This is a genomic window from Paeniglutamicibacter sp., assembly GCF_046714615.1.
Classification (GTDB): domain Bacteria; phylum Actinomycetota; class Actinomycetes; order Actinomycetales; family Micrococcaceae; genus Paeniglutamicibacter.
Genome location: NZ_JBKKAP010000026.1, coordinates 1 through 22,260, shown reverse-complemented (window position 1 = coordinate 22,260; position 22,260 = coordinate 1). Strand labels below are relative to the sequence as shown.

The following is a 22,260-nucleotide window of genomic DNA, read 5'->3' as shown; positions in this document are numbered from 1 at the left end:
CCTGTTCTAGGAGTCCGTTCCCCGCGTCGACACCGACCATCGGAACGGAAGCATGCCCGACCGGGCCACCAGGTGGGTACGAAAAAGGGCGGCCCGCCCCCGGCAAGAACCGGAAACGAACCGCCCTCTACGATGAAGCCCAGTGGGCGCAAACGCCTATGCGGACTCTTGGTCCTGCAGCGCCTTCACGATCTGCGGCAGCAAGCCGCGGAACGCACGCCCGCGATGGCTGATTGCGTTCTTTTCCTCACCGGAAAGTTCCGCCACGGAGATCTCGTAGCCATCGGGCTGCAGGATCGGGTCGTAGCCGAAGCCACCGTTCCCCCGGCGCTCGCGCAGCAGCGTCCCGGCCAGGTGGCCCATCTCCACGGCAACGTAGCCGCCAGGGGTGGCCAGCGCCGAGGCACACACGAAGGAAGCCCCGCGATGCTCATCGGCAATGTCCCCCAGCTGGGCCAGCAGCAGGTCGATGTTCGCCTCGTCGTCGCCGTGCTTCCCGGACCAGCGGGCCGAGAAGATCCCCGGCGCCCCGCCCAGCACGTCGACCGAGAGGCCCGAGTCGTCGGCAATGGCGACCAGACCGGTGGCCTCGCACACTGCGCGGGCCTTCAACAGCGCGTTGCCCTCGAAGGTCACCTGGTCCTCGATGACGTCCGGCGCCCCCACGGCACCGGCGTCGACGACCTGGGTGTCAACGTCGAGCCCCGGGACCTGCCCGCGCAGGAGCTCGCGCAGTTCGCGCAGCTTGCCCTGGTTGTGGGTGGCCAGCACCAGCCTCGGGGTTGGGCTCATTCGCCCTGTCCCAGGGTGATGCGCTGGATCAGGGCCAGCTCCGTGGTCCCCACCAGTGCCAAATCCAGCAGGGAGTCGAGTTCGGCGCGCTTGAAGGGGACGCCCTCGGCGGTGCCCTGCACCTCGACGAAGTCGCCGGTCCCGGTGACCACGACGTTCATGTCGGTCTCGGCGCGCACGTCCTCCTCGTAGGGCAGGTCAAGCATCGGGACCCCGTCGATGATGCCCACGGAGATCGCGGCGACCGAGTCAGTGAGCACGGTGGCGTTCTTGCGCACCAGCTTGTTCTCCTTGGCCCATTCGATGGCCTCGGCCAGCGCGACGTAGGCGCCGGTGATGGCCGCGGTGCGGGTGCCGCCGTCGGCCTGGAGCACGTCGCAGTCAAGCACGATGGTGTTCTCGCCCAACGCCTTGGTGTCGATGACCGCGCGCAGCGAGCGGCCGATCAGGCGGGAAATCTCGTGGGTGCGGCCGCCGATCTTGCCCTTGACGGACTCGCGGCCGTTGCGGGTGTTGGTGGCACGCGGCAGCATGGCGTATTCGGCGGTGACCCAGCCGGTGCCCTGTCCCTTGAGCCAGCGCGGCACGCCCTCGGTAAAGGAGGCGGTGCACAGCACCTTGGTGTTGCCGAATTCGATCAGGGCCGAGCCCTCGGCCTGCTTGGACCAGCCACGGGTAATGGTGATCTCACGGAGTTGGTCGACGCCGCGCCCGTCGGCGCGCACTGCTGCTGTGGTTGATGCTGAAGTCATGGCTTCAAGTCTAGTCGTCGCGCCGTGTCCCTCCGTCGACGCAAAAAGTATGGCGGTGCGGTTCCGGAAATCACTGGAACCGCACCGCCGCCGCTAAAAAGCCCGCCGCCAGGCGGAGCCCGCTACTTCGTCTTGGTGCCCGGCCACTCGCGGGCCGGTGCCGAGCGCACGATGGAGACCGGCGCGGTGGGCAGCGACTTGGGCGTGCCCAGCTGCGAGCCGGAGAACACGCCGTAGGTCACCCCGGAGACCGCCACGGCAATGCCGCCGTCGTAGACCTCCTTGGCCTCGTTGACCACGGTGTTGATGTCGGTCCACACCGGGATGTGGGTCAGCAGCAGGCGCTCGACCCCGGCCTCGGCGGCTGCCTGCCCGGCGCGCTTGCCGGTGAGGTGCACGCCGGTGATCCCGTCGTCGCGACCCTCCTCGAAGGCGGCCTCGCAGAGGAACATGTCGGCGCCCTGGGCTGCCTCGATGAGTTCGGGGCACGCGTCGGTGTCACCCGAATAGGTCAGCACGCTGGTGCGCATGGTCCCGTCGGCAACCGGTTCGGTGGCCTCCACGCGCAGGGCGTAGGACTCCTCGATGGGGTGCAGCACCGGGTAGGGGGTGATCGAAAACGGGCCGATCTTCACCGGCTGGCGGGATTTCCAGTGCTGGAAGTCGTAGTCCGGGTGCATGCCCTCTTCCAGCGGGAGGCCGTAGGCGGTGGCCATCCGGTCCGCGGTGGCAGCAGGCCCGTGCACCAGCATCCTCTCGCGGTTCCAGCCATTGGGATCCCAGCGGATGGCAACGTGCATGCCGCACAAATCCATGCAGTGGTCTGGGTGCAGGTGGGAGATGAAGATCCCGTCCAGGTCCTTGATGTCCACATAGCGCTGCAGCACGCCCAGCGCGCCGGAGCCAAGGTCCAGCAGGATCTTCCAGTCGCGTTCGCCGTCGAACGCGGTGACCAGGTAGCAGGAGGCGGGCGACCCCGGGCCGGGGAACGAGCCGGTGCAGCCGATGATCGTCAGCTTCATGAGGCACTCGCTTTCGAAAGAGCCACCATCTGCGGGGTAATCATCGCGATGGAGCCGGTCGGGTAGTGGGCGGCCACGTGGTCGACTTGTTCGACCGCGAGCACTTCCGGGCCCAGGAAGCGCCTGGCCAGGATCTCAAAACTGTCGGCGTCGCCGGTGGCGAGGAACTGGTGCGTGGGCGCCTGCGCCTCGGTGCGCGCCAGGTCGTGGCTGATCAACGCGCGGTAGACATCCTTCGCGGTCTCCTCGGCACTGGAGACCAGGGTGACGTCCTCGCCCATGACGTAGGAGATCACGCCGGTCAGCAACGGGTAGTGGGTGCAGCCCAGCACCAGCGTGTCCACGCCGGCGGCCTTGAGCGGGGCCAGGTAGGCCTCGGCGGTCTCCATCAGTTCGGCGCCGGTGGTGATCCCGTTTTCCACGAACTCGACGAACCTGGGGCAGGCCACGGAGGTGATGGAGTAGTGCGGGGCTGCGGCGAAGGCGTCCTCGTAGGCGCGGGACCCGACGGTGGCCTGGGTCCCGATGACCCCGATCTTCCCGTTGCGGGTGGCCGAGACGGCGCGGCGCACCGCGGGCTGGATCACTTCGACGACGGGGATTCCGTAGCGGGCGGTGTAGCGTTCGCGGGCATCGCGCAGCACCGCGGCGGAGGCGGAGTTGCAGGCGATGACCAGCAGCTTGACGCCGGCATCGACGAGTTCGTCCATCACCCCGAGCGCATTGGCACGCACTTCGGCGATGGGAAGCGGCCCATAGGGCGAATTCGCGGTGTCCCCGACGTACATCGTCGATTCACCGGGAAGCTGGTCAATAATGGCGCGGGAAACGGTCAGGCCGCCGACCCCTGAGTCGAAGATGCCCAACGGGGCATTCGGATGGGGCCGCTCGGATGGTCGATTCTCGCTAGAGGACACACTTGTCATGGTCTACGAAGCCTACGTGGTTTTCGCGTCCAACGGCTAGCATGCGCGACACACTGTAGCCCAGCTCACAAGGACTTGAGCATTGCCTGCATCAGGGATTCCTGCAGCCAGGTGACGAAGTTGTAGACCAGCGCCAGGTATTCGTCGACCGTTTCGGCCTTGGACCAGTCGTCCTGCGCGTGGATCCGCTCGGCGTCTTCATCGCTCTCCAGGCCCAGCCGTTCGGCGAGCACCAGGCGCACGTCGTTGACGGCTGCGGCAAAGCGCGGGGCGGTCTGCTCGTTGAGCAGGATACTGCCGGACTCCATCAACAGTGCGGCCTCGCGCAGGGCACCGATCTTGCGTTCGCGGATCCCGCGCTCCGAAAGCCTGCGGAATTCAAGCGACGCAACGGCGTCGTCCGGGTCCGCGTCGGGCAGCAGGCGCTTGGTGGCCCTGTCGCTCGGTGCGGCGAAGTCCTCCTTGTGCGCGTTGGGATCCAGGCCGACCAAGGCCCACAGCGGATCCTCGTCGGGAACGCGCTCGGGCTCCAGCAGCGTGATGACGTCCTCGAAGAGGCCGCGGAGCAGCTGGCGTTCGGCGGCTTCCAGGGACGCGGAGAACCCGCGCATGGTGCTCTTGAATGCTCGTGCCATGTCTAGGCTGCGTCCGCCTTGGACAGGGTGGCCCACAGGCCGAAGCCGTGCATCGCTGCCACGTCGGCCTCGATCTTCTCGCGGTTGCCGGTGGCGACCACGCTGCGGCCGTCCTGGTGTACCTGCATCATCAGCTTCTCGGCCTTGGCCTCGGAGTATCCGAAGTAGGAACGGAAGACAAAGCTGACGTAGCTCATCAGGTTGACCGGGTCGTTCCAGACGATCAAGATGTAGGGCTGGTCGAGTTCGTGTGCTTGTGCCTGCTCTACGTGCTCAAGCACATCGGGCATCGCAGTCATGGTTGGCATACCTCCCATTCTACGACCGTCCACCCTGGATGCGAACCGGGGGCCACCCGGGCCGTGGACACGGTGAGGTCGATGGCGCAAGGCGGCGACTCACACGCACCAACGCGGCATGGGACCGACGCCGGGTCTAGAGTAACTACTAGCGTTTGTACCGCCGGCCCGGTTCCACGCCGCCACTTGCGGCGGACCGGATCCGGCGCCCCGAGCCCGATAAAGGTGCAAACCAGTCCGGCATTCCATTGCCCCAGTCCCCCGTCGCGAGGAGCCCACCGGCCATGTGGCAGCAGCCCACCTCCCTTTTTACCGACCACTACGAACTGACGATGCTGCAGGCCTCCCTGCACTCGGGCGCGGCACACCGCCCCAGCGTCTTCGAGGCCTTCGCCCGCCGCCTGCCCGAAGGCCGGCGCTATGGCGTGCTGGCCGGAACCGGCCGGATCCTCGAGGGCATCAAGGAGTTCCGCTTCGGCGATGAGCAGCTGCGTTTCCTCGCCGATACCAAGGTCGTCGACGCCACCACGCTCAAGTACCTGGAAAACTTCTCGTTCAGCGGAAACATCCACGGCTACGCCGAAGGGGAAATCTACTTCCCCTACTCCCCCGTGATGATCGTCGAGTCGACCTTCGCCGAGGCCTGCGTGCTGGAGACCTTCGTGCTCTCCGCGCTGAACCACGACTCCGCCATCGCCTCCGCCGCCTCGCGCATGATCGCCTCGGCCGGGTCCCGCCCCTGCATCGAGATGGGCTCGCGGCGCACGCACGAGGAATCCGCGGTCGCCGCCGCCCGCGCGGCGATCATCGCCGGATTCGACTCGACCTCGAACCTGGAGGCCGGGCACCGCTACGGGATCAAGACCGTGGGCACCGCCGCTCACTCCTTCACGCTGCTGCACGACTCCGAGCGTGCCGCCTTCGAGGCGCAGGTCGCCTCGATGGGCGTTGGCACCGCCCTGCTGGTGGACACCTACGACGTGGAGGCCGGGGTGCGCACCGCCGTGGACGTCGCCGGTCCCGGGCTCGGCGCGGTGCGCCTGGACTCCGGGGACCTGGTGGAACAGGCCCGCTGGGTGCGGACCCTGCTCGATGACCTGGGCAACGAGAACACGCGCATCATGGTCACCTCCGACCTCGACGAATATGCCATTGCCGCGCTCCAGTCAGCCCCGGTGGACGCGTACGGCGTGGGCACCTCGCTGGTCACCGGTTCCGGGCACCCGACCGCCTCCATGGTCTACAAGCTGGTTTCCCGCCAGAACGACGCGGGCGAGTACGTGGACGTCGCCAAGGCCGCCAAGAACAAGGTCTCCGTGGGCGGGCGCAAGTTCGCGGTGCGCCTGCTCAACGAGCGCGGCCGGGCCACCGAGGAACTCATCGGGGTGGGCGAGGCGCCCGCATCCGATGCCAACGACCGCGCCCTGCTGACACAATTCGTCTCAAACGGGGATGTCGACGAGGCGTTCACCGGGGCAGCCGGCGTGCGCCGCGCGGCACAGCGCCACCGGGACTCGATCCTGGAAATGCCCGGCAGCTCCCGCCGCCTGCAACGCGGCGAACCGGTGATCGGCACCCGATTCATTGACGAGAACTGAGAACTGCGAGAGGTAGAGCATCATGACCCAGGAACCAACCACCGTGCCGGAACAACCTGCGGCACGGGTATTGATCATCGTTGATGTTCAGAACGACTTCTGCGAGGGCGGCAGCCTCGGCGTGGACGGCGGGGCCGAGGTGGCCGCGGCGATCGCCACCGTGCTGCGCGAGCGGGCCGACAGCTATGCGGCAGTGGTGGCGACCCAGGATTGGCACATCGATCCGGGGTCCCACTTCTCCGCTGCCCCTGACTTCATCGATTCCTGGCCGGTGCACTGCGTTGCCGCCACCGACGGCGCCGCGCTGCACCCGGAACTGTCCGCGGCTTCCGGTTTCATCGGGCACTACTTCCGCAAGGGCCGCTTCGCCGCCGCGTATTCGGGCTTCGAGGGCCATCTGGCCTCGGAGTCCGATGACGTGGACGACGAATCCGGGGCGCTGCTGGGCGACTGGCTGCGCGGGCGCGGGATCGACGAGGTGGACATCGTGGGCATCGCCACCGACTACTGCGTTCGCGCCACCGCCCTGGATGCAAAGACCCAGGGCTTTGCCACCACCGTCATTTCCCCGCTGACCGCCGCGGTCCATCCGGAAAACACGCCGGCGGTGCTCCAAGAGCTGCGCGACGCCGAGGTCACTGTCATTTCGCTGGGGTGAGCCCGGCGCACGGGGAGCCGGGCCCGGACAATCCGGACGCCCAGGACCTGGACAAGTGAAAAGCCGGTGGTCCGGTGCGCTGGATACCTTCCAACGCACCGGATCACCGGCCTTTGCGCAACTACTTCTTGCCGATGAACCAGCCCTGCAGCTTGTTCAGCCGCTTCTGCAGCTGCTCGGCATTGGCCTGGGCGACCGCCGGTCCCCCGCACGCCTCGCGCAGATTGGTGTGGATGACCCCGTGCGGGGTGCCGGTGCGCGCGCTCCACGCCGAGACGTTCTTGGAGAGCGTCGAGCGCATCTCCATCAGCGCCCGGTGGTCCACCACGGGTGCTTCCGCGGCTTCCTCGTGGCTCTTGCGCACCTTGCGCCTCGAGACCTGTTCGGCCTGGCGCTGGCGCAGCAGCACGCCCACCTGGTCGGCGTCCAGGAGCCCGGGGATGCCCAGGAAGTCTTCCTCCTCCTCGGAGCCCACGGCGCCGCCGGTGCCGAACTCGCCGCCGTCAAAGAGCACCCGGTCGAAGGAGGCGTTGGAATTCAGCGCCTCGAACTTCTGCTTGTTCAGCTCGTCGCTGGCCTTCTCCTCGCGGTTGGCCTCGGCGACCAGGTCGTCCTCGGGGTTGTAGTCCGGGTCCTGGAAGTGCTTCTCGGGTCGGTCCAGCGCGTGGTCCCGCTCGGTCTCCATCTCATTGGCCAGGGCCATGAGCACCGGCACCGAGGGCAGGAAGATGGACGCGACCTCGCCGCGCTTCCGGCTTCGCACGTAGCGGCCGATGGCCTGGGCGAAGAAGAGCGGGGTGGAGGTGGAGGTGGCGTAAACGCCCACGCACAGCCGGGGCACGTCGACGCCCTCGGACACCATGCGCACGGCGACCATCCAGCGTGAATCGCCGGCGGAGAACTCGTCGATCTTCTTCGAGGCGCCGGCGTCGTCGGAAAGGATCACGGTGACCTTTTCGCCGCAGATCTTCTCCAGCTGCTCCGCGTAGCCGCGCGCGTCCTCATGGTCGGTGGCGATCACCAGGGCGCCGGCGTCCGGAACGGTGCGGCGGACCCGGGTCAGGCGCTTGTCGGCGGCCTGGAGCACCGAGGGGATCCAGTCGCCGGCAGGGTCCAGGGCGGTGCGCCAGGCATGTGCGGTGATGTCCTTGGTGAAGCCCTCGCCGAGCTGGGCCTCCATTTCCTCGCCCGAGCTGGTCTTCCAGCGCATGGACCCGGAGTAGGCCATGAACAGCACCGGGCGCACCACGTGGTCGCGCAGCGCCTGGCCGTAGCCGTAGGTGTAGTCGGCCCGCGAGCGGCGGATGCCGTCGGGACCTTCGGCGTATTCAACAAAGGGGATTGCCGCGGTGTCCGAGCGGAAGGGGGTTCCGGTCAGCGCCAGGCGGCGGGTCGCGGGCTCGAAGGCCTCGCGGATGCCCTCACCCCAGGAAAGCGCGTCGCCGCCGTGGTGGATCTCGTCGAGGATCACCAGGGTGCGGGCGGCCTCGACCTTGGCCCGGTGCAGCATCGGCTTGGAGGCGACCTGCGAGTAGGTGACGACGACGCCGATGTAGCCATCCCCGTGGCGGCCGTCGGAGTTCTTGAAGTTCGGGTCGATCGCCAGGCCCACGCGCCCTGCGGCATCGGCCCACTGCTTCTTGAGGTGGTCGGTGGGGGCGACCACGATGATGCGGTTGATGGTCTTGGCATCGACCAGCACCTTGGCCAGGCGCAGCGCGAAGGTGGTCTTGCCGGCGCCGGGGGTTGCCACGGCCATGAAGTCGCGGGGGTTGGCGGTGAAGTACTTGTCCAGCGCCTCGGCCTGCCAGGCGCGGAGCTTGGGTCCGGTGCCCCAGGCCGCCCGTTCCGGGTAGGCCGGAGGAAGACGGTCCTCCATGGGCAGCTTGTCTGCAAGTGAGAACAAGGTATCGGTCATGCATACACCTCCACGGCGCTAAAAAAATCATCCCCCTTGGGCGCGGGCCGGCGCGCGCAAGGGGGTTCTGGGTGAACCTACGATGCGTGGAGGATGTTACTTCTTGTCCTTGTCCCCGCCGCCGGTGAGGCCCTCGTAGATTTCCTTGCACTCGGGGCACACGGGGAACTTCTGCGGGTCGCGGCCCGGGATCCAGACCTTGCCGCACAGGGCAATGACCGGATCGCCGGAGAGTGCCGACTCCATGATTTTTTCCTTGCGCACGTAGTGCGCGAAGCGTTCGTGGTCCCCGGCCTCGACTTCCTGGGCCACCTCGGTGCGCTCGATGGTGGTGGCACCGCCGCCTGAGGTTGTGCGCGGGTCATCTCGGAACGGATCTAGGGGCATGCTCATGTCCACCAGTCTAACAACGGATTGATCAACTTCCGGCAGATTCGCCGGGTGCCGTGCATCGCATCGTTGCCTCAGCGGTTGACCATGACCGCCTGCATCAGCTCGGGCATGCGGGCCTCGAGCCAGCGCCCGCCGATGCGGATTCCGGCAACCAGCAGCGCCGCACCCTCCGCCACGCCCACCACCAGCGCCAGCCAGCCGAAGAGCGCATCCCCGGTGAGCAGCTGGGCCACCAGCAGCCCGAGCGCCGGCAGCAGGAGCACCGACATGAGCGTGAAGGTGGCCAGTTGCACGATGGCCATCCGCGCCCCGGCGCCCGGGGGCGTCTTGAAGGGGCTCTCCCCGGGCAGCGGGACCGCGTAGGTGAAGCGCGCCGAGGCGACCGACGCCACGCCGAGCCCGGCCAGCAGCCCGCACAGCGAGATCCCGAGGATCGCCGGCAGCAGGTCGGTCCGGCCCAGGAACACCGGCGGCAGGATCGCCGCCAGCGCCGTCACCGGCAGCGCGACCACGGCGCACGCCAGCACGCGGCCCGCGCGGTCGGCGACCCCGCGCACCCCGGTGAGCACGTGCAGCGAGAACGCGGTGGAGTCGTAGGAGACGTCGGCGGAAATCGCGAACGCCATCAGGATCCCCAGCAGCGGGCCCAGGACCAGCATGATCTGGGGGTTCCCGGCGTTGGCGGCGGTGAACCAGATCAGCACCGGCATCAGCGGGACGATCACGATGGACGCGGCGTAGCGCGGGTCCTTGAGCCAGTAGGTCAGCGACCGTGCCGCCACCGCGCCGACGGGGGTCGCGGGGAAGATGCCGAAGGCGCCCATGCCCACGGCCTTGGTGCTGGTGCGCGGCGCCAGCGGGTTCTCCATCGACTTGTGCAGGCCGCGTTCCCACGCCCAGAGCACCGCGCCCAGGTACGCCAGCCCCAGGACCAGGCGCGCCGCCCCCAGCACCCAGGCCCCGGCGGCCAGGTCCCCGGGCAGCGCCGCGAAGACGCCCAGCGGGGTGAAGCCCAGCACCGTCACGACCCGCGGCAGCCAGTCCAGCACCGAGTCGATGCCCTCGGCGGCTGAGCCGATGATCGGCCCCAGCAGGATCAGCGGGACTATTGCGATGATCCCGGCCACGTCGCGGAAGCGCCGCGATCCCGTCAACCGGGTCATCGAGGTGGTGGTCAGCCGGGCCAGCGCCAGGCACATCACAGCACCAAGCACGCCGCCGATCACCGCTGCGACCAGGGTTGCGGGGTCGCGGCGCCAGGCCAGGAACTGCCCGCCGAGCAGCAGGAGCGTCAGCGCGCCCGGGACCCCGATCAAGCCCGAGAGCAACAGCCCCGCGGCAAGCCGGGGCCGCGACAGCGTGAAGGTGGTGAAGCGTGCCGGGTCCAGGGTCAAGTCGACCCCGAAGGCGACCAGCGGGATGATGGCCCAGCCCAGGGTGATGAGCGAGACCGCCGCGACCAGGATGGTGTTGGACAGCGCCGGATCCACCTCGGCCAGGTACACCGTGCCTGCCACCAGCGCCACGGCCAGGCCCAGCCCGTAGAGCGCCCCGATGCCGACCCCGACCAGTTGCCAGGGGCTGCGCCGGAAGGAGTTGCCCAGCAGCAGAAGCTTGAGTCTTAGGAGGTGTGCAACCACGACAGCCCCTCGTTCGTGCCGCGGCCGCCGACCAGCTGGACGAAGCGTTCCTCGAGGGAGGTTCCGCCGCGCACCTGATCCACGGTCCCGGCCGCCAGCAGGTTGCCGTTGGCGATGACCGCCACGTGGCTGCACATGCGCTGGACCAGGTCCATGACGTGGGAGGAGACGATGACGGTGCCGCCGTGGGCGACGTAGTCGGCGAGGATCTCGCGGATGTTGGCGGCGGACACCGGGTCCACGGCCTCGAAGGGCTCATCGAGCACCAGCACCCGCGGGGAGTGGATCAGCGCCGTGGCCAGCGCGATCTTCTTGGTCATGCCCGCGGAGTAGTCGACGACCAGCTTGTTGCCGGCGTCTTCCAGATCCAGCACGCGCAGCAAGTCCTCGGTGCGCGTCTGAACCGTGGCGCGGTCCATGCCGCGCAGCAGGCCGGAGTAGGTGACCAGCTGGCGCCCGGAGAGCCTGTCGAAGAGGCGCACCCCGTCGGCCAGCACGCCCATGGCGGCCTTGGCCTTCAGCGGCTCGGCCCAGACATCGATGCCGTTGAGCCGGACTTGCCCGGCATCCGGGCGCAGCAGCCCGGTGGCCATGGACAGCGTGGTGGTCTTGCCGGCGCCATTGGGTCCAACGAGGCCGAAGAAGGACCCGACGGGGACGTCGAGGGAAATGCCGTTGACCGCGACCTTTTCGCCGAATCGCTTGCCCAGCGATCGGATCGACAGGGCCGGTGTGCCGGGTTCCGGAGAGGAGTTGCTCATGGAATCGAAATTAGCAGTCGGTACGCGGTTTTGCTGTCATCCCTGCGGACTAATCCGCCCGCCCGTGCCATCTCTTCGGATGAGGCGCCGCGCCGGACGGACGCGAACGCGCCAAGCCTGAGCCCCTACCCCGGGCATGCGAAGGGGAGCACCGCCCGCACCCTTGCGGGCCGTGTCGGCGCTCCCTACGTTCATTTGCCGTGAGCCGACGCGCACGCGGGCCGGCTCACCGTGGATTTCCCGGCGAAAGCGTTCCTAGAAAAGAACGCGTGCCAGCTTCTGGCGCGAGGCAACGACGCGCTCGTCGCCGACGCCGACCACGGAGTACAACTCGACCAGGCGGGCGCGGGCGGCTTCCTTCTCGTCGCCGGCATTGCGGCCGATGAATGCCACCAGGCGGGCGAAGGCGTCTTCGATGTGGCCGCCCACCAAGTCCATGTCCGCCACGTCCAGCTGCGCCTGCAGATCATCCGGGGCAGCGGCACCGGCGGCACGCACCGCGGCAAGGTCCTTGCCCTCGGTGCGCATCAGCAGGCGCACCTGGTTCAGCCCGATGGCTGCTTCGCTGTCGTTGGGCTTTTCGTTCAGGGCCTGCTTGTACGCGTTTTCCGCGGCGGGCAGGTCTCCGGACTCGATGGCATCCAGGGCCTCCTGGTGCAGCGGCGGCAGCGGGGCAGGCCCGGTGGCCTGCGCCGTGGTGCCCAGCGGCGGGATGGTCCCGGCCACGCCGTGCTGGACGCCCAGGGACAGCAGCTCGTCGATCAGCGACTGGATCTGCGCGGCCTCGGCGCTGCCCTGGAACAGCGGCACGGGCTGGCCGTTGATCAGGGCGATGACCGAGGGAATCTGCGTGACCTGGAAGGCCTGGGCGATGGCGGGCTGCTGTTCCGCGTCCACGGTGGCCATGGCCAGGGTGCCGCTCTTGGCATCGACCAGGGCGGCCAGCATCCCGTCAAGCTGCACCGAGGCAGGGGAACGGCCGCTGCCCAGTGAAACGATCACCGGCACCTGCTGGGAGAGGGCGACGATTTCCGGGAAGAGCTCCTGGTTGACGGAACGCACCCAGGTGGGGGCGGACTCCCCCGATGGCGCAACCGACTCCGGTTGGGGCTGCTTGAAGGCTGCCAGATCAATGGCGCCGCGTGAGGAGGGTGCAGTGGGTTCAGGCATGCTGGTGGTCATTCCTCTACTTTAGGCCGCATCGGGCCCCGGTGGAAAACCCGTTGCCGCCTGCCGGCATTCACGCCGGCGCGGCGCCAACGACAGAAGGCGTGGTGCCTCGGTCACGGGATCCGCTACCCGCGCCGTGTGGCACCACGCCTTCCAATGCGGGAACCGTGTGGTTCCCGGTCCCCCCGAGGGGTGGGAGTGCTACTTCAGCAGCTTCGCTCCCTTGGTGATGACCTCTGCCGAAACCACGGAGATCTTGTCCTTGGAGTCCGCGGCAGGGATGTAGATGAGCGTCGGCTCGCCGTAGGTGATTTCGATGCCCTTCTTGGTGTCCTTGGCGCCGACGATCTTGGCGGTCGTGTCGTCCAGGCCGATGGTCCCGCCGTCCTCCTTCGGCTTGGCGGTGGTCGTGGCGGTGAAGTTGCCCGAGACCAGTGCCCCGCCGTCCGGGGTGGCCACCACGACGGTGTCCTTGGCGTTCACGGTCCGCTTGAAGGTGATCGTTGCGTCCTTGTTGGCCTTGACCAAGGCGTTCTGGTCCTTGGCGTTCAGGGTCAGGAAGGCGTTCTTGGCGAACTTGTCGGCGTCCTTGGACTTCTCGTTGTCCATGAATCCGGCCAGGCGCTCGAGCGCGACCTTCGGGGTCATGGTCAGGTCCTTGGCGTCGTCCTTGAGCAGCTTCACCGACTGGTCGCCCACGGCGATGCCGGGGAACGTGGAACCGGGCAGCATCGGCGTGGCGAAGGCTACCTTGTAGTTTTCGCGCGGCCCGGACTGGGTCAGCGTGAGGGCGGTGGGGATCGTGGAGGCGCCGGAGTCCTTTGCGGTGACGACCATGATGGAGCGCGGGAAGTGCGCCCCGTTGTCGGTGGGCACGGCGGCCGAGCGGATCACGCTGGTGTCGATGGCCGTCGGGGCATCGAGCTTGACGTCGTCGTTGCGCAGCGAGTAGTTCTGGCCGCGCAGGGACTTCAGCGCACCGCTGGTGCGGTCATCCAGGTCCTTGGAGTTCTTGGACTTGTCAGCCTTGGCCACGGAGGTGGAAACCTCCTTGAGGATGCGCTCGAGCTGGTCTTGCAGCACCACCGGGAAGACCTTCTCGGCTTCCTCGGTGGCGGAACTTTCGGCCGGGCTCGACGAGGAACCGGCGGCCAGGGCGGGTGCGGAGGGCAGAAGTACCAGTGCCAGCACGGAGGCGGTCGCCACGACCTTGGCCACGGTGTTCTCGCCGCCCTTGGGCGTGGTGGGCAGTGCGTCGGTCTGCGGGGCATCGGACTGGCCGGCGGCACGGCGTCCGCCGCCGGAGCCACCGCGCGGGGTGGTGCGCACGGCTGCCAGGGCGATGCCGGCAATCAGCAGCAGCGCACCGGTGATGATCAACGGCATCGAGAACGGGGTGGCGGTGTCGCCGGGCCACGTCGCGGTGATGTCGGTGGGGGCGGCGGCCTTGCCGTCGGCGGCCAACAGCAGCGTCCAGGATCCCTCGTCGGGATTGGTCCAGCTGTAGGTCATGGTCTTGTCGGCGTTTTCCGTCGCCTGGAAGATGTCGTCGCCCGCGGGGTTGGGCACCTCGTCCTCGCCGGTTTCCGAGGTCGACTCGAAAACCGTCTCGGCGGCGTTGATGCCGGTGATGCTGGTGTGGGCGGCTTTGCCGACCCACGCCTGCGCATCGGCGGTACGCACCAGCGAGGCGGTGAACTTGCCCTCGGCGTTGATGGTGATCTCCGTGGGATGTCCGCCCACGGTTCCGGCCCCGGCTTCGATGAGTGTGACCGGGGCGGCTGCGGGGGCCTGGGCAAAGGAAGCGGTCAGCGTCTCGGGCGGTGCCCAAATGGTTCGCTGGCCGATCCCCACCACCAGGGCTGCCAGCCCAAGAATGATAGCGATCGCTGAGAAGATCTTTCGCACAATTACACCTAACGGATGAGGGGGGTCGAGATTCGGCCTCGGGTGCCACCCACATCATTTATCAGGATGACACGCTCACAAGTCTAACGAGTTCTAGCGCATCAGGGTTCCTTAATGTGGGTAGCACCACGCCGAAGAGCCCTGAGGTGTCGGCCACTATTTGGCGGATGCGACTTCTTCCCGCCAATGCCGCCCAGTGGGTCCTCGTGGCATTAAGCTCGGGATGTGACTACTCAAGACGGGGACGACGCAGCTATGCCGGCAGGCACCGGGGGCCATGGCACTGTGCCCGGGGCCGAGGCCGCGGGACAGGCCGCCTCGACGCCGGAATCCATCACGGACAGGGCAGCGGTCCCGCACAGGTGGTGGCGACGGGCCCTGGGCACCGCCCAGCAGACGCTGGATTCGAGGATCAAGCCGCCGGCGAACTTCGGGTTCCCCCCGGCGCCCAGCGCCGTTCAGGAGCGTGCACCGGAAGCTTCGGGAGATCCGACGCAGCTCCCGCAGGCCCACCCGATCGTCTTCGGATTCCTCTTCACCGTCGGGGTGGGACTGGCCCTGCTGGGCTTTTTCCTGCTGACCAACGTGGGGTCGCTGGTCATCTGGATCGCCATCGCCCTGTTCATTGCCCTGGGGCTGGACCCGATCGTGCGCTTCCTGGTCGCCCGCGGGCTCTCGCGAAGCATTGGCGTGGTGATCACGATGCTCGCGCTGCTGGGCGGTGCGGCCGGATTCGTGGGCGCCATCATCCCGACGCTCACCGAGCAGACGGCGCAGTTCATCGAGCGCGCACCGAGAATCGTCGATGACTTCCTGAAGTCCGAATTCTTTGTCACACTCGATGCGCAATACCAGCTCTCGGACCGGATCAGCCAGGAGATCGGGAAGTTCTTCTCCGACACCGGTGCCGTCGGCGGGATCTTCGGCGGGGTGCTGGGGGTCGGCACCGTCGTCGCGCAGAGCATGTTCGGCGTGCTGATCGTGCTGGTGCTGGCCATCTACTTCCTGGCCTCGCTGCCGGCCCTGAAGACCTTCGCCTACCGCCTGGCCCCGCATTCGCGCAGGGCCCGCGTGGAGGAGCTGGGCAACACCATCACCCATTCGGTCGGCAACTACGTCATGGGCCAGGCGTTCGTGGCGCTGCTGAACGCGACTGTTGCCCTGGTGCTCATGAGCATCCTGGGCGTCCCCTTTGCCGCGCTGCTGACCTTGTTGGTGGCCATGTTGGCCTTCATCCCGCTGGTCGGTGCCGTCATTGCCGGCATCCTGGTGTCGCTGGTGTCGCTGACCCTGGGCTGGCAGACCACCGCGATCTACGCGATCTGCTACTTCGGGTACCTGCAGATCGAGGCCTACTTCGTCTCCCCGAGGGTGATGCAGAAGGCGGTGTCGGTTCCCGGCGCCGTTGCAGTGATCTCGGTGATCGCCGGCGGCTCGCTGCTCGGTGTTGTCGGCGCGCTCATGGCGATTCCCGTGGCGGCGGCCGTCATGCTGATCCTGCGCGAGGTCTTCATCGCCCGGCAGGACAACCGCTAACCGCACGGGACTCGGGTCCGGGTGCGCCGCCCGTTGCGGCTGGCCCGATCAGTACCTGTAGGAGCGTGATTCCCAGCACTTGGGGTGCCAGTGGCGCCGCGCCGCGGCCGAGGCGTCATCGCCGGACCAGTGGTCCGCACGCCACGCCACCAGGTGCTCGGTCCCGGGCTTGATGAACTGCCCGCATCCGGGGCACTTGTAGGTCTTGGCCGCGCCGACCGAGGATATCCGGCGCACGTGCCACTGGCCGTCGGGCGCGTCCTGCAGGCGCTGCACGCCGTGGCGGGCCTTTTCCAGCCACGGCTCGTCCGACCCGTCGTCGGGTCGCGTCCACTTGTTGACCCGGCCGGAGCGGGGCTTGGGTGCGGAGGAGCGAGAGGGGCGGTTGGAGCGGGCCATGATCCAATTCTGCCCCAGATGCGCCGCCCGCCCGGCCCGGGACGCACCCGGGGCGATGCCCCGGAGGCCACGACACCGGGACGAAACCCGGTAGAGTGCCTGTTGTGCGTTTAGTCATTGCCAAGTGTTCAGTTGATTACGAGGGCCGTTTGCGTGCCCATCTCCCCCTGGCGACCCGCCTGCTGATGGTCAAGGCCGACGGCTCGGTGCTGGTCCATTCCGACGGCGGCAGCTACAAGCCGCTGAACTGGATGAGTCCCCCTGCGGTCATGCGGGTCGTGGCCCCCGATGATGAACAGGCAGCGGAGGGCGACGTGGAGCTCTGGCATGTGGCCCACCAGAAGTCCGACGACCGCCTGGTGGTGCACATCAAGGAAGTCATCCACGACTCCCAGCACAACCTGGGCATCGACCCAGGCCTGATCAAGGACGGTGTCGAGGGAGATCTGCAGCGTCTGCTGGCCGACCAGATCGAGACAGTTGGTGCCGGCTACACCCTGATCCGCCGCGAATACATGACGGCCATTGGCCCGGTGGACATCCTGGCCCGTGACGCCGATGGCGCAACTGTAGCCATCGAGCTCAAACGCAATGGTGACATCGACGGCGTCGAGCAGCTCACCCGCTACCTCGAACTGCTGAACCGCGACCCGCTGTTGCGGCCGGTGCGCGGGATCTTCGCCGCCCAAAAGATCAAGCCGCAGGCCCGCACGCTGGCCACCGACCGCGGCATCGACTGCCTGGTCCTTGACTATGATGCGATGCGCGGCGTGGACGACGTGGCGGCGCGACTCTTCTAGGCCCCGCCAACACCCCGCTCCCCCGCGGCCTGCCCCGCAATCGAGCGTGGTCTCCGGCCCCGGCGTGCGCGTCGGCCGGCTACGCACGGCCGTCGGCAAAACTTTTGTGTCGCGGATGCATGATTCGCCGCCGGGCCCGGACCTAGACTGGGTCCATGACTGCCAACGACTCACCCGAACGTTACGCGCTGACCGGACGACTCATCTCCCCCGGGGAGGACATCGCCACGGGCATCATTGCGGTGGAGGGCAACCGCATCGCCTTCGCCGGCGACGAGCACGAGTTCGCCTTCTTCGACGAGTCGGAGACCTTCGAGCTGCGCGAAAGCCCGGATGGCACCATCATTATCCCGGGGCTGATCGACCTGCATTGCCACGGTGCCGCCGGCGGGGATTTCCCCTCCGGGGATCCCGAGTCGATCGCCACCGCCATCGAGCACCTGCACCGTTCCGGCACCACCACGTTCCTGGCCTCGCTGGTCACCGCCCCGCGCGCTGACATGTTGGCCGCCGCCGCCGTGCTCGCCGAATTCGCCCAACGCGGCGACATCGCCGGGATCCATGCCGAGGGCCCGTTCCTCTCGGAGTCTCGCTGCGGGGCCCAGGACCCGGCGTTCATCTCCGACCCGGATCCCGACTTCGTCGATGAGCTGATCGAGGCGGCGGCCGGACAGCTGCGCACCATGACCTATGCCCCGGAACGCCCCGGATCCGACGCCCTGCTCGAGCAGCTGGTCTCCCAGGGCGTGGTCCCTTCGCTGGGGCACACCGACGCCGACGCCGCCACCGCCGCGGCATCCCTTGCGATTGCCCGGGAGGAACTGGCCAGCGCCGGTGTGGACGGCTTCACCGAGCGCCCCACCGTCACCCACCTCTTCAACGGGATGCCGCCGATGCACCACCGCGCGCCCGGGGCTGTAGCCACCTGTCTGGAGCTGGCCAGGCAGGGAAAGATTATCGTCGAACTCGTCGCCGACGGCGTCCACCTGGATCCGGCCATGGTGCGGACCATGTTCAACCTGGTGGGCGCCGACTCCATCGCACTTGTCACCGACTCGATGTCCGCCACGGGCTTGGCCGACGGCAGCTACAAGCTGGGCCCGTCGGAGGTCACCGTGACCAACGGCGAGGCGCACCTGGGCACCAGTGGCGTCCTTGCCGGGGGCACCGCCAGCATGCTCCAGGTGCTGCGCGCAGCGGTGGTATCCGGCGTGGAGCTCGGTGATGCCGTCATCTCCGCCACGCGGGTGCCTGCGAGCGTGCTGGGCCTGATCGACGAGGCCGGGCGGCTCCACCAGGGCTTCGTGGCCGACCTGCTGGTGCTGGACGCGGACCTTGGCCTGCGGCAGGTTGTGCGCAACGGCCGAAATCTATTGTGAAGTTTCCGCTTAGCATCCGGGCTCAGGGTATTGACCCAAGTCACGCGATTGTGTGATGCTTGACTCAGTCTTTGTGTTGGTTAGTCATACCCGCCAAAGCAGTGCTGCGGGTGTGAAGTGACTGCGGTGGGGTTAAACCCTCGCCAGTGTTCTTCTCACTTGAGTACCACCCCATGGTTGTTGCACAGTGCAGCGGCCAGATTTTCGCACTAAATGAGGAGATATACATGGCTCAGGGAACCGTGAAGTGGTTTAACGCCGAAAAGGGATTCGGTTTCATCACTCCGGATGGCGCCGAGGCTGACGTTTTCGTGCACTACTCGGAAATCCAGACCAACGGATTCCGCACGCTGGAAGAAAACCAGCGCGTTGAATTTGAAGTCGGCCAGGGTGCCAAGGGTCCGCAGGCTACCGGCGTTGTCGGTCTCTAAGGACTTCACAAACTCTTTGAACTTTTCGCCTGCACGGATACCGGCCGCAACGCGGCAGGGATCCGGACAGGCGTCAACCTAAGAAGCTGCAAAAGGTATGGGGCGGGATGATTTAATCATCCCGCCCCATACCTTTGTCTTGCTTGATCAGTCTTGCCGCCAGGTGCCGACGCCCGCAACGGGACCGGCTTCCAACCAGGCCGAAAGGCCGTTATAGGTCTGGTAATCCATGGCGACCAATATTTCTCGGCCTTCATAGCTCATCATCACGATGACGCTTCCGGGCTGCACCAGGTGCTTTTCCTCTTCCGCGGGACGCCGCCAGCCCTTGAGCCGGATGGAAGTCCGCAGGAATCGTTGCACCGGGATCGGGGAGACCGAAAAGAGCTTGAGGAACTCAAGCTCTCCAGGGCCATAACGCGCAATCGCCATCATCCACTTCCCGGAGGACGTGGAGATGGAAGCGTCGAAAGTGCCAAGAGTGCGCCGCAACTGAATGCGACGCACTCCCATGGCACCCAGGAACATCACCACGAGCAGCAGGGCTGCCAACACGATGAGTACAGGAATGCCGAGTTCGTTCAAGGCAGGACTATCGAGTTCCCGCCGGGGCGGAGTCAGCCATGACGGCGTTGTCCGCTACGATCACCACGCGGTCGGTGTCAACGGAGAAGAACCCGCCATCAACCTGGACCGAGAACCGGGAACCGGAAACCGGAACGATTTCAAGATCGCCGGCAGCAAGGACGGCCAACATCGGCACGTGACCGGGAAGAATCCCGATCTCGCCGCTGGTGGTGCGTCCCTTGACCAGTTTCGCAGCGCCCGACCACACGAAGTGGTCGGCCGCAACGATTTCGACTTGGAGTTCGGCCATGATTAGCGGGTCGACTTCTGGATGTCGGCCCACTGGCGCTCAACGTCGTCCATGCCGCCGATGTTGAAGAATGCCTGCTCGGCGATGTGGTCGACGTCGCCGTTGCAGATCGCGTTGAAGCCCTCGATGGTGTCCTTGATGGCAACCGTCGAACCCTCGACACCGGTGAACTGCTTGGCAGTGTAGGTGTTCTGGGAGAGGAACTGCTGGATGCGACGAGCACGCGATACAACAATCTTGTCTTCTTCACCGAGTTCATCGATGCCGAGGATTGCGATGATGTCCTGCAGTTCCTTGTTCTTCTGAAGGATCTGCTTGACACGAACCGCGGTGTTGTAGTGGTCGTGACCGACGTACTGCGGGTCAAGGATTCGCGACGTGGAGGTCAGCGGATCGATGGCCGGGTACAGACCACGCGAAGCGATTTCACGGGAAAGTTCCGTGGTCGCATCCAAGTGGGCGAAGGTCGCGGCCGGGGCCGGGTCCGTGTAGTCATCGGCAGGCACGTAAACGGCCTGCATCGAGGTGATCGAGTGACCCTTGGTCGAGGTGATGCGCTCCTGGAGGAGACCCATCTCATCGGCAAGGTTCGGCTGGTAACCAACGGCCGAAGGCATGCGGCCCAGAAGGGTCGACACCTCGGAACCGGCCTGGGTGAAGCGGAAGATGTTGTCGATGAAGAGCAACACGTCCTGGTTCTGAACATCGCGGAAGTACTCAGCCATGGTCAGTGCCGACAGTGCCACGCGAAGACGCGTTCCTGGCGGCTCATCCATCTGGCCGAACACCAAGGCGGTGTCCTTCAGAACGTTGGCTTCTTCCATTTCGACCCAGAGGTCGTTACCTTCACGGGTGCGCTCGCCAACACCGGCGAATACCGAAGTACCACCGAAGTTACGTGCAACACGGGTGATCATTTCCTGGATCAGAACCGTCTTGCCAACACCGGCGCCGCCGAAGAGGCCAATCTTTCCACCCTTGATGTAGGGGGTCAGAAGGTCAATGGACTTGATGCCGGTCTCGAGCATCTCCGTGGAGCCTTCGAGGCTGGCAAATGCCGGGGGCTTGCGGTGGATGGGCCAGCGCTCGGAGATGTTCAGCTCCGATTCCTTCACGTCCAGGGGTTCGCCCAAAACGTTGAAGATGTGACCCTTGACGCCGTCGCCAACAGGCACGGTGATGGGGGAACCCAAGTCCTGCACGCTGGTACCGCGGACAAGTCCGTCGGTGGCCTGCAAGGAGATGGCGCGGATGAGGCCGTCTCCCAAGTGCTGGCTGGTTTCGAAGGTGATGGTCTTGGTCTCACCGTTGAGAGTGATCTCGGTGGTGAGTGCATTGTAAATGGCGGGAATGCCGTCAGCCGGGAATTCGACGTCGACAACCGGGCCGATGACGCGCGCAATGCGGCCTGTGGCACCGGCCTTCGCTGCGGTTCCCTGCTCGTTAAGTTGGGCAGTCATCTCTCTCACTTCACTTGTGTAGATGGCATTGAATAAGTATGAATTGGGCTACTAAGACGCGTTGAGCGCATCAGCGCCCGCAACAATCTCGGAGAGCTCCTGCGTAACCTCAGCCTGGCGGGCGTTGTTACGAAGACGCGTGTACTTCTTGATCAGATCGCTGGCGTTATCGCCCGCAGTCTTCATGGCGCGCTGGCGTGCGGCAAGCTCGGAAGCTGCGGCCTGCAACAATGCTGAGAAGATGCGTGATTCGATGTACCGCGGCAACAAGGCGTCCAGGACGTCTTCAGCCTGCGGCTCGAACTCGTACAGCGGCAGGAGGTCGTCTGAGGATTCAACTTCTTCCTCAACCACTTCCAACGGCAGCAAACGAATTACTGTCGGCTCCTGAACAACCATTGACTTGAACTGGGTGTAAACAACGTGGATTTCATCCACGCCACCCTCTTCGAAGTCAGTTGCGAAGTCCTGTAGCAGGGCAACGCGCAGTTCACGTGCAGTTTCAAATTCCGGGGCGTCAGTTCCACCGGTCCACACCTTGACGTAATCGCGGCCACGGAAGTCGAAGTATGCCTGTGCCTTGCGGCCGACCAAATAGGTCGAGACGTCCTTGCCTTCTCCGTGCAGCAATTCGATGAGGTGCTCTGCCTGCTTCAAAACGCTGGCGGAGTAGGAACCGGCAAGACCACGGTCGGAAGTCATAACCAATACTGCGGCCCGGCGGATCTGATCCGGCTCGGTTGTCAGCGGGTGGTCGACCTCGGACTGGGACGCAACGGCAGAAACGGCACGGGTGATCGCATTGGAGTACGGCAATGATGCCGCGACACGTACACGTGCCTTTCCAATGCGGGACGCAGCGATAAGTTCCATCGCCTTGAAGATCTTTTGCATCGACGTGGTCGA

The 22,260-nt window shown here is 66.4% G+C and carries 23 protein-coding genes; 6 read left to right on the top strand and 17 right to left on the bottom strand.

The genetic code is table 11. The annotated features are described in order from the left end of the window. Nucleotides 1–156 precede the first annotated feature (156 nt). The 6 genes from rdgB to clpS form a co-directional block, all read right to left on the bottom strand. Nucleotides 157–792: an RdgB/HAM1 family non-canonical purine NTP pyrophosphatase gene (rdgB, locus tag ACLQ7E_RS03130; protein ID WP_411731091.1), complete on the bottom strand. Its 636-nt coding sequence runs from the start codon at nt 790–792 to the stop codon at nt 157–159. Next, nucleotides 789–1,544 (bottom strand): ribonuclease PH, encoded by a 756-nt coding sequence (rph, locus tag ACLQ7E_RS03125; RefSeq protein WP_411731090.1) that lies wholly within the window; start codon nt 1,542–1,544, stop codon nt 789–791. The genes rdgB and rph overlap by 4 nt, the downstream gene beginning before the upstream one ends. A 122-nt stretch (nt 1,545–1,666) precedes the next feature. Then, complete coding sequence (locus tag ACLQ7E_RS03120; protein WP_411731089.1) at nt 1,667–2,566, bottom strand: MBL fold metallo-hydrolase; 900 nt, start codon at nt 2,564–2,566, stop codon at nt 1,667–1,669. Then, a complete protein-coding gene (murI, locus tag ACLQ7E_RS03115) occupies nt 2,563–3,492 on the bottom strand; it encodes a glutamate racemase (RefSeq protein ID WP_411731088.1) in 930 nt (309 codons plus the stop codon). Before murI ends, ACLQ7E_RS03120 begins: the two co-directional genes overlap by 4 nt. A 65-nt stretch (nt 3,493–3,557) precedes the next feature. Next, nucleotides 3,558–4,127, bottom strand: a complete 570-nt coding sequence (locus tag ACLQ7E_RS03110) for a DUF2017 domain-containing protein (RefSeq protein ID WP_411731087.1) — start codon at nt 4,125–4,127, stop codon at nt 3,558–3,560. 2 nt (nt 4,128–4,129) lie between these two features. Then, on the bottom strand, nt 4,130–4,426 hold the full coding sequence (clpS, locus tag ACLQ7E_RS03105; protein WP_411731092.1) for an ATP-dependent Clp protease adapter ClpS: 297 nt from the start codon (nt 4,424–4,426) through the stop codon (nt 4,130–4,132). A gap of 284 nt (nt 4,427–4,710) precedes the next feature. On the opposite strand from clpS, the gene ACLQ7E_RS03100 reads away from it, so the two are divergent. Together ACLQ7E_RS03100 and ACLQ7E_RS03095 are read left to right on the top strand one after the other, a co-directional pair. Then, complete coding sequence (locus tag ACLQ7E_RS03100) at nt 4,711–6,024, top strand: nicotinate phosphoribosyltransferase (RefSeq protein ID WP_411731086.1); 1,314 nt, start codon at nt 4,711–4,713, stop codon at nt 6,022–6,024. A gap of 22 nt (nt 6,025–6,046) precedes the next feature. Next, nucleotides 6,047–6,682, top strand: coding sequence for an isochorismatase family protein (locus tag ACLQ7E_RS03095; RefSeq protein WP_411731085.1), 636 nt, complete (start codon nt 6,047–6,049; stop codon nt 6,680–6,682). Between the two features lie 121 nt (nt 6,683–6,803). On the opposite strand, the gene ACLQ7E_RS03090 is transcribed toward ACLQ7E_RS03095, so the two are convergent. The 6 genes from ACLQ7E_RS03090 to ACLQ7E_RS03065 form a co-directional block, all read right to left on the bottom strand. Next, nucleotides 6,804–8,600 (bottom strand): DEAD/DEAH box helicase, encoded by a 1,797-nt coding sequence (locus ACLQ7E_RS03090; RefSeq protein ID WP_411731084.1) that lies wholly within the window; start codon nt 8,598–8,600, stop codon nt 6,804–6,806. 96 nt (nt 8,601–8,696) lie between these two features. Beyond that, nucleotides 8,697–8,993, bottom strand: a complete 297-nt coding sequence (locus tag ACLQ7E_RS03085; RefSeq protein WP_407612766.1) for a DUF3039 domain-containing protein — start codon at nt 8,991–8,993, stop codon at nt 8,697–8,699. A 71-nt stretch (nt 8,994–9,064) separates the two neighbouring features. Beyond that, complete coding sequence (locus ACLQ7E_RS03080; protein WP_411731083.1) at nt 9,065–10,633, bottom strand: transporter; 1,569 nt, start codon at nt 10,631–10,633, stop codon at nt 9,065–9,067. Beyond that, nucleotides 10,615–11,394, bottom strand: a complete 780-nt coding sequence (locus ACLQ7E_RS03075) for an ABC transporter ATP-binding protein (RefSeq protein WP_411731082.1) — start codon at nt 11,392–11,394, stop codon at nt 10,615–10,617. The genes ACLQ7E_RS03080 and ACLQ7E_RS03075 overlap by 19 nt, the downstream gene beginning before the upstream one ends. Nucleotides 11,395–11,649: 255 nt before the next feature. Continuing rightward, nucleotides 11,650–12,564 (bottom strand): tetratricopeptide repeat protein, encoded by a 915-nt coding sequence (locus ACLQ7E_RS03070; RefSeq protein ID WP_411731081.1) that lies wholly within the window; start codon nt 12,562–12,564, stop codon nt 11,650–11,652. Nucleotides 12,565–12,765: 201 nt separating this feature from the next. Then, entirely contained in the window at nt 12,766–14,472 is a 1,707-nt protein-coding gene (locus tag ACLQ7E_RS03065) for a hypothetical protein (RefSeq protein ID WP_411731080.1), read from the bottom strand. Nucleotides 14,473–14,697: 225 nt separating this feature from the next. Between ACLQ7E_RS03065 and ACLQ7E_RS03060 the strand changes: the two genes are divergently transcribed. After that, the gene (locus ACLQ7E_RS03060; RefSeq protein ID WP_411731079.1) at nt 14,698–16,008 is read left to right on the top strand and encodes an AI-2E family transporter; all 1,311 of its coding nucleotides are present in this window, start codon (nt 14,698–14,700) and stop codon (nt 16,006–16,008) included. A 48-nt stretch (nt 16,009–16,056) separates the two neighbouring features. Here the strand turns inward: ACLQ7E_RS03060 and ACLQ7E_RS03055 are convergent, their stop codons facing one another. After that, complete coding sequence (locus ACLQ7E_RS03055) at nt 16,057–16,407, bottom strand: hypothetical protein (protein ID WP_411731078.1); 351 nt, start codon at nt 16,405–16,407, stop codon at nt 16,057–16,059. 104 nt (nt 16,408–16,511) lie between these two features. Here ACLQ7E_RS03055 and nucS point away from each other — a divergent pair, with 104 nt between their 5' ends. The 3 genes from nucS to ACLQ7E_RS03040 all read left to right on the top strand — a co-directional run bounded on the left by nucS (nt 16,512) and on the right by ACLQ7E_RS03040 (nt 19,017). Then, nucleotides 16,512–17,207 carry an endonuclease NucS gene (nucS, locus tag ACLQ7E_RS03050; RefSeq protein WP_411731077.1) on the top strand — a complete coding sequence of 232 codons (696 nt, stop codon included), beginning with the start codon at nt 16,512–16,514 and terminating at the stop codon, nt 17,205–17,207. Nucleotides 17,208–17,362: 155 nt separating this feature from the next. Then, the gene (gene nagA / locus ACLQ7E_RS03045; RefSeq protein ID WP_411731076.1) at nt 17,363–18,586 is read left to right on the top strand and encodes an N-acetylglucosamine-6-phosphate deacetylase; all 1,224 of its coding nucleotides are present in this window, start codon (nt 17,363–17,365) and stop codon (nt 18,584–18,586) included. Nucleotides 18,587–18,813: 227 nt separating this feature from the next. Continuing rightward, nucleotides 18,814–19,017 (top strand): cold-shock protein, encoded by a 204-nt coding sequence (locus tag ACLQ7E_RS03040; RefSeq protein ID WP_068735141.1) that lies wholly within the window; start codon nt 18,814–18,816, stop codon nt 19,015–19,017. Nucleotides 19,018–19,164: 147 nt separating this feature from the next. On the opposite strand, the gene ACLQ7E_RS03035 is transcribed toward ACLQ7E_RS03040, so the two are convergent. The 4 genes from ACLQ7E_RS03035 to ACLQ7E_RS03020 all read right to left on the bottom strand — a co-directional run. Continuing rightward, entirely contained in the window at nt 19,165–19,602 is a 438-nt protein-coding gene (locus tag ACLQ7E_RS03035) for a DUF2550 domain-containing protein (RefSeq protein ID WP_411731075.1), read from the bottom strand. Nucleotides 19,603–19,609: 7 nt separating this feature from the next. Further along, a complete protein-coding gene (locus ACLQ7E_RS03030) occupies nt 19,610–19,894 on the bottom strand; it encodes a F0F1 ATP synthase subunit epsilon (protein WP_411731074.1) in 285 nt (94 codons plus the stop codon). Nucleotides 19,895–19,896: 2 nt separating this feature from the next. Further along, on the bottom strand, nt 19,897–21,354 hold the full coding sequence (gene atpD / locus ACLQ7E_RS03025; protein WP_411731073.1) for a F0F1 ATP synthase subunit beta: 1,458 nt from the start codon (nt 21,352–21,354) through the stop codon (nt 19,897–19,899). Nucleotides 21,355–21,405: 51 nt separating this feature from the next. Continuing rightward, the coding region (locus ACLQ7E_RS03020; RefSeq protein WP_411731072.1) for a F0F1 ATP synthase subunit gamma at nt 21,406–22,260 on the bottom strand (855 nt) is incomplete at its 5' end.

What these genes read in the sequence shown, in the direction of transcription:
- nagA (WP_411731076.1), top strand. Translation starts at nt 17,363, where the DNA reads ATGACTGCCAACGACTCACCCGAACGTTACGCGCTGACCGGACGACTC.
- ACLQ7E_RS03085 (WP_407612766.1), bottom strand. Translation starts at nt 8,993, where the DNA reads ATGAGCATGCCCCTAGATCCGTTCCGAGATGACCCGCGCACAACCTCA.
- ACLQ7E_RS03075 (WP_411731082.1), bottom strand. Translation starts at nt 11,394, where the DNA reads ATGAGCAACTCCTCTCCGGAACCCGGCACACCGGCCCTGTCGATCCGA.
- ACLQ7E_RS03040 (WP_068735141.1), top strand. Translation starts at nt 18,814, where the DNA reads ATGGCTCAGGGAACCGTGAAGTGGTTTAACGCCGAAAAGGGATTCGGT.
- ACLQ7E_RS03120 (WP_411731089.1), bottom strand. Translation starts at nt 2,566, where the DNA reads ATGAAGCTGACGATCATCGGCTGCACCGGCTCGTTCCCCGGCCCGGGG.
- ACLQ7E_RS03090 (WP_411731084.1), bottom strand. Translation starts at nt 8,600, where the DNA reads ATGACCGATACCTTGTTCTCACTTGCAGACAAGCTGCCCATGGAGGAC.
- ACLQ7E_RS03030 (WP_411731074.1), bottom strand. Translation starts at nt 19,894, where the DNA reads ATGGCCGAACTCCAAGTCGAAATCGTTGCGGCCGACCACTTCGTGTGG.
- ACLQ7E_RS03070 (WP_411731081.1), bottom strand. Translation starts at nt 12,564, where the DNA reads ATGCCTGAACCCACTGCACCCTCCTCACGCGGCGCCATTGATCTGGCA.
- ACLQ7E_RS03110 (WP_411731087.1), bottom strand. Translation starts at nt 4,127, where the DNA reads ATGGCACGAGCATTCAAGAGCACCATGCGCGGGTTCTCCGCGTCCCTG.
- ACLQ7E_RS03095 (WP_411731085.1), top strand. Translation starts at nt 6,047, where the DNA reads ATGACCCAGGAACCAACCACCGTGCCGGAACAACCTGCGGCACGGGTA.
- clpS (WP_411731092.1), bottom strand. Translation starts at nt 4,426, where the DNA reads ATGACTGCGATGCCCGATGTGCTTGAGCACGTAGAGCAGGCACAAGCA.
- murI (WP_411731088.1), bottom strand. Translation starts at nt 3,492, where the DNA reads ATGACAAGTGTGTCCTCTAGCGAGAATCGACCATCCGAGCGGCCCCAT.
- rph (WP_411731090.1), bottom strand. Translation starts at nt 1,544, where the DNA reads ATGACTTCAGCATCAACCACAGCAGCAGTGCGCGCCGACGGGCGCGGC.
- atpD (WP_411731073.1), bottom strand. Translation starts at nt 21,354, where the DNA reads ATGACTGCCCAACTTAACGAGCAGGGAACCGCAGCGAAGGCCGGTGCC.
- ACLQ7E_RS03100 (WP_411731086.1), top strand. Translation starts at nt 4,711, where the DNA reads ATGTGGCAGCAGCCCACCTCCCTTTTTACCGACCACTACGAACTGACG.
- ACLQ7E_RS03055 (WP_411731078.1), bottom strand. Translation starts at nt 16,407, where the DNA reads ATGGCCCGCTCCAACCGCCCCTCTCGCTCCTCCGCACCCAAGCCCCGC.
- rdgB (WP_411731091.1), bottom strand. Translation starts at nt 792, where the DNA reads ATGAGCCCAACCCCGAGGCTGGTGCTGGCCACCCACAACCAGGGCAAG.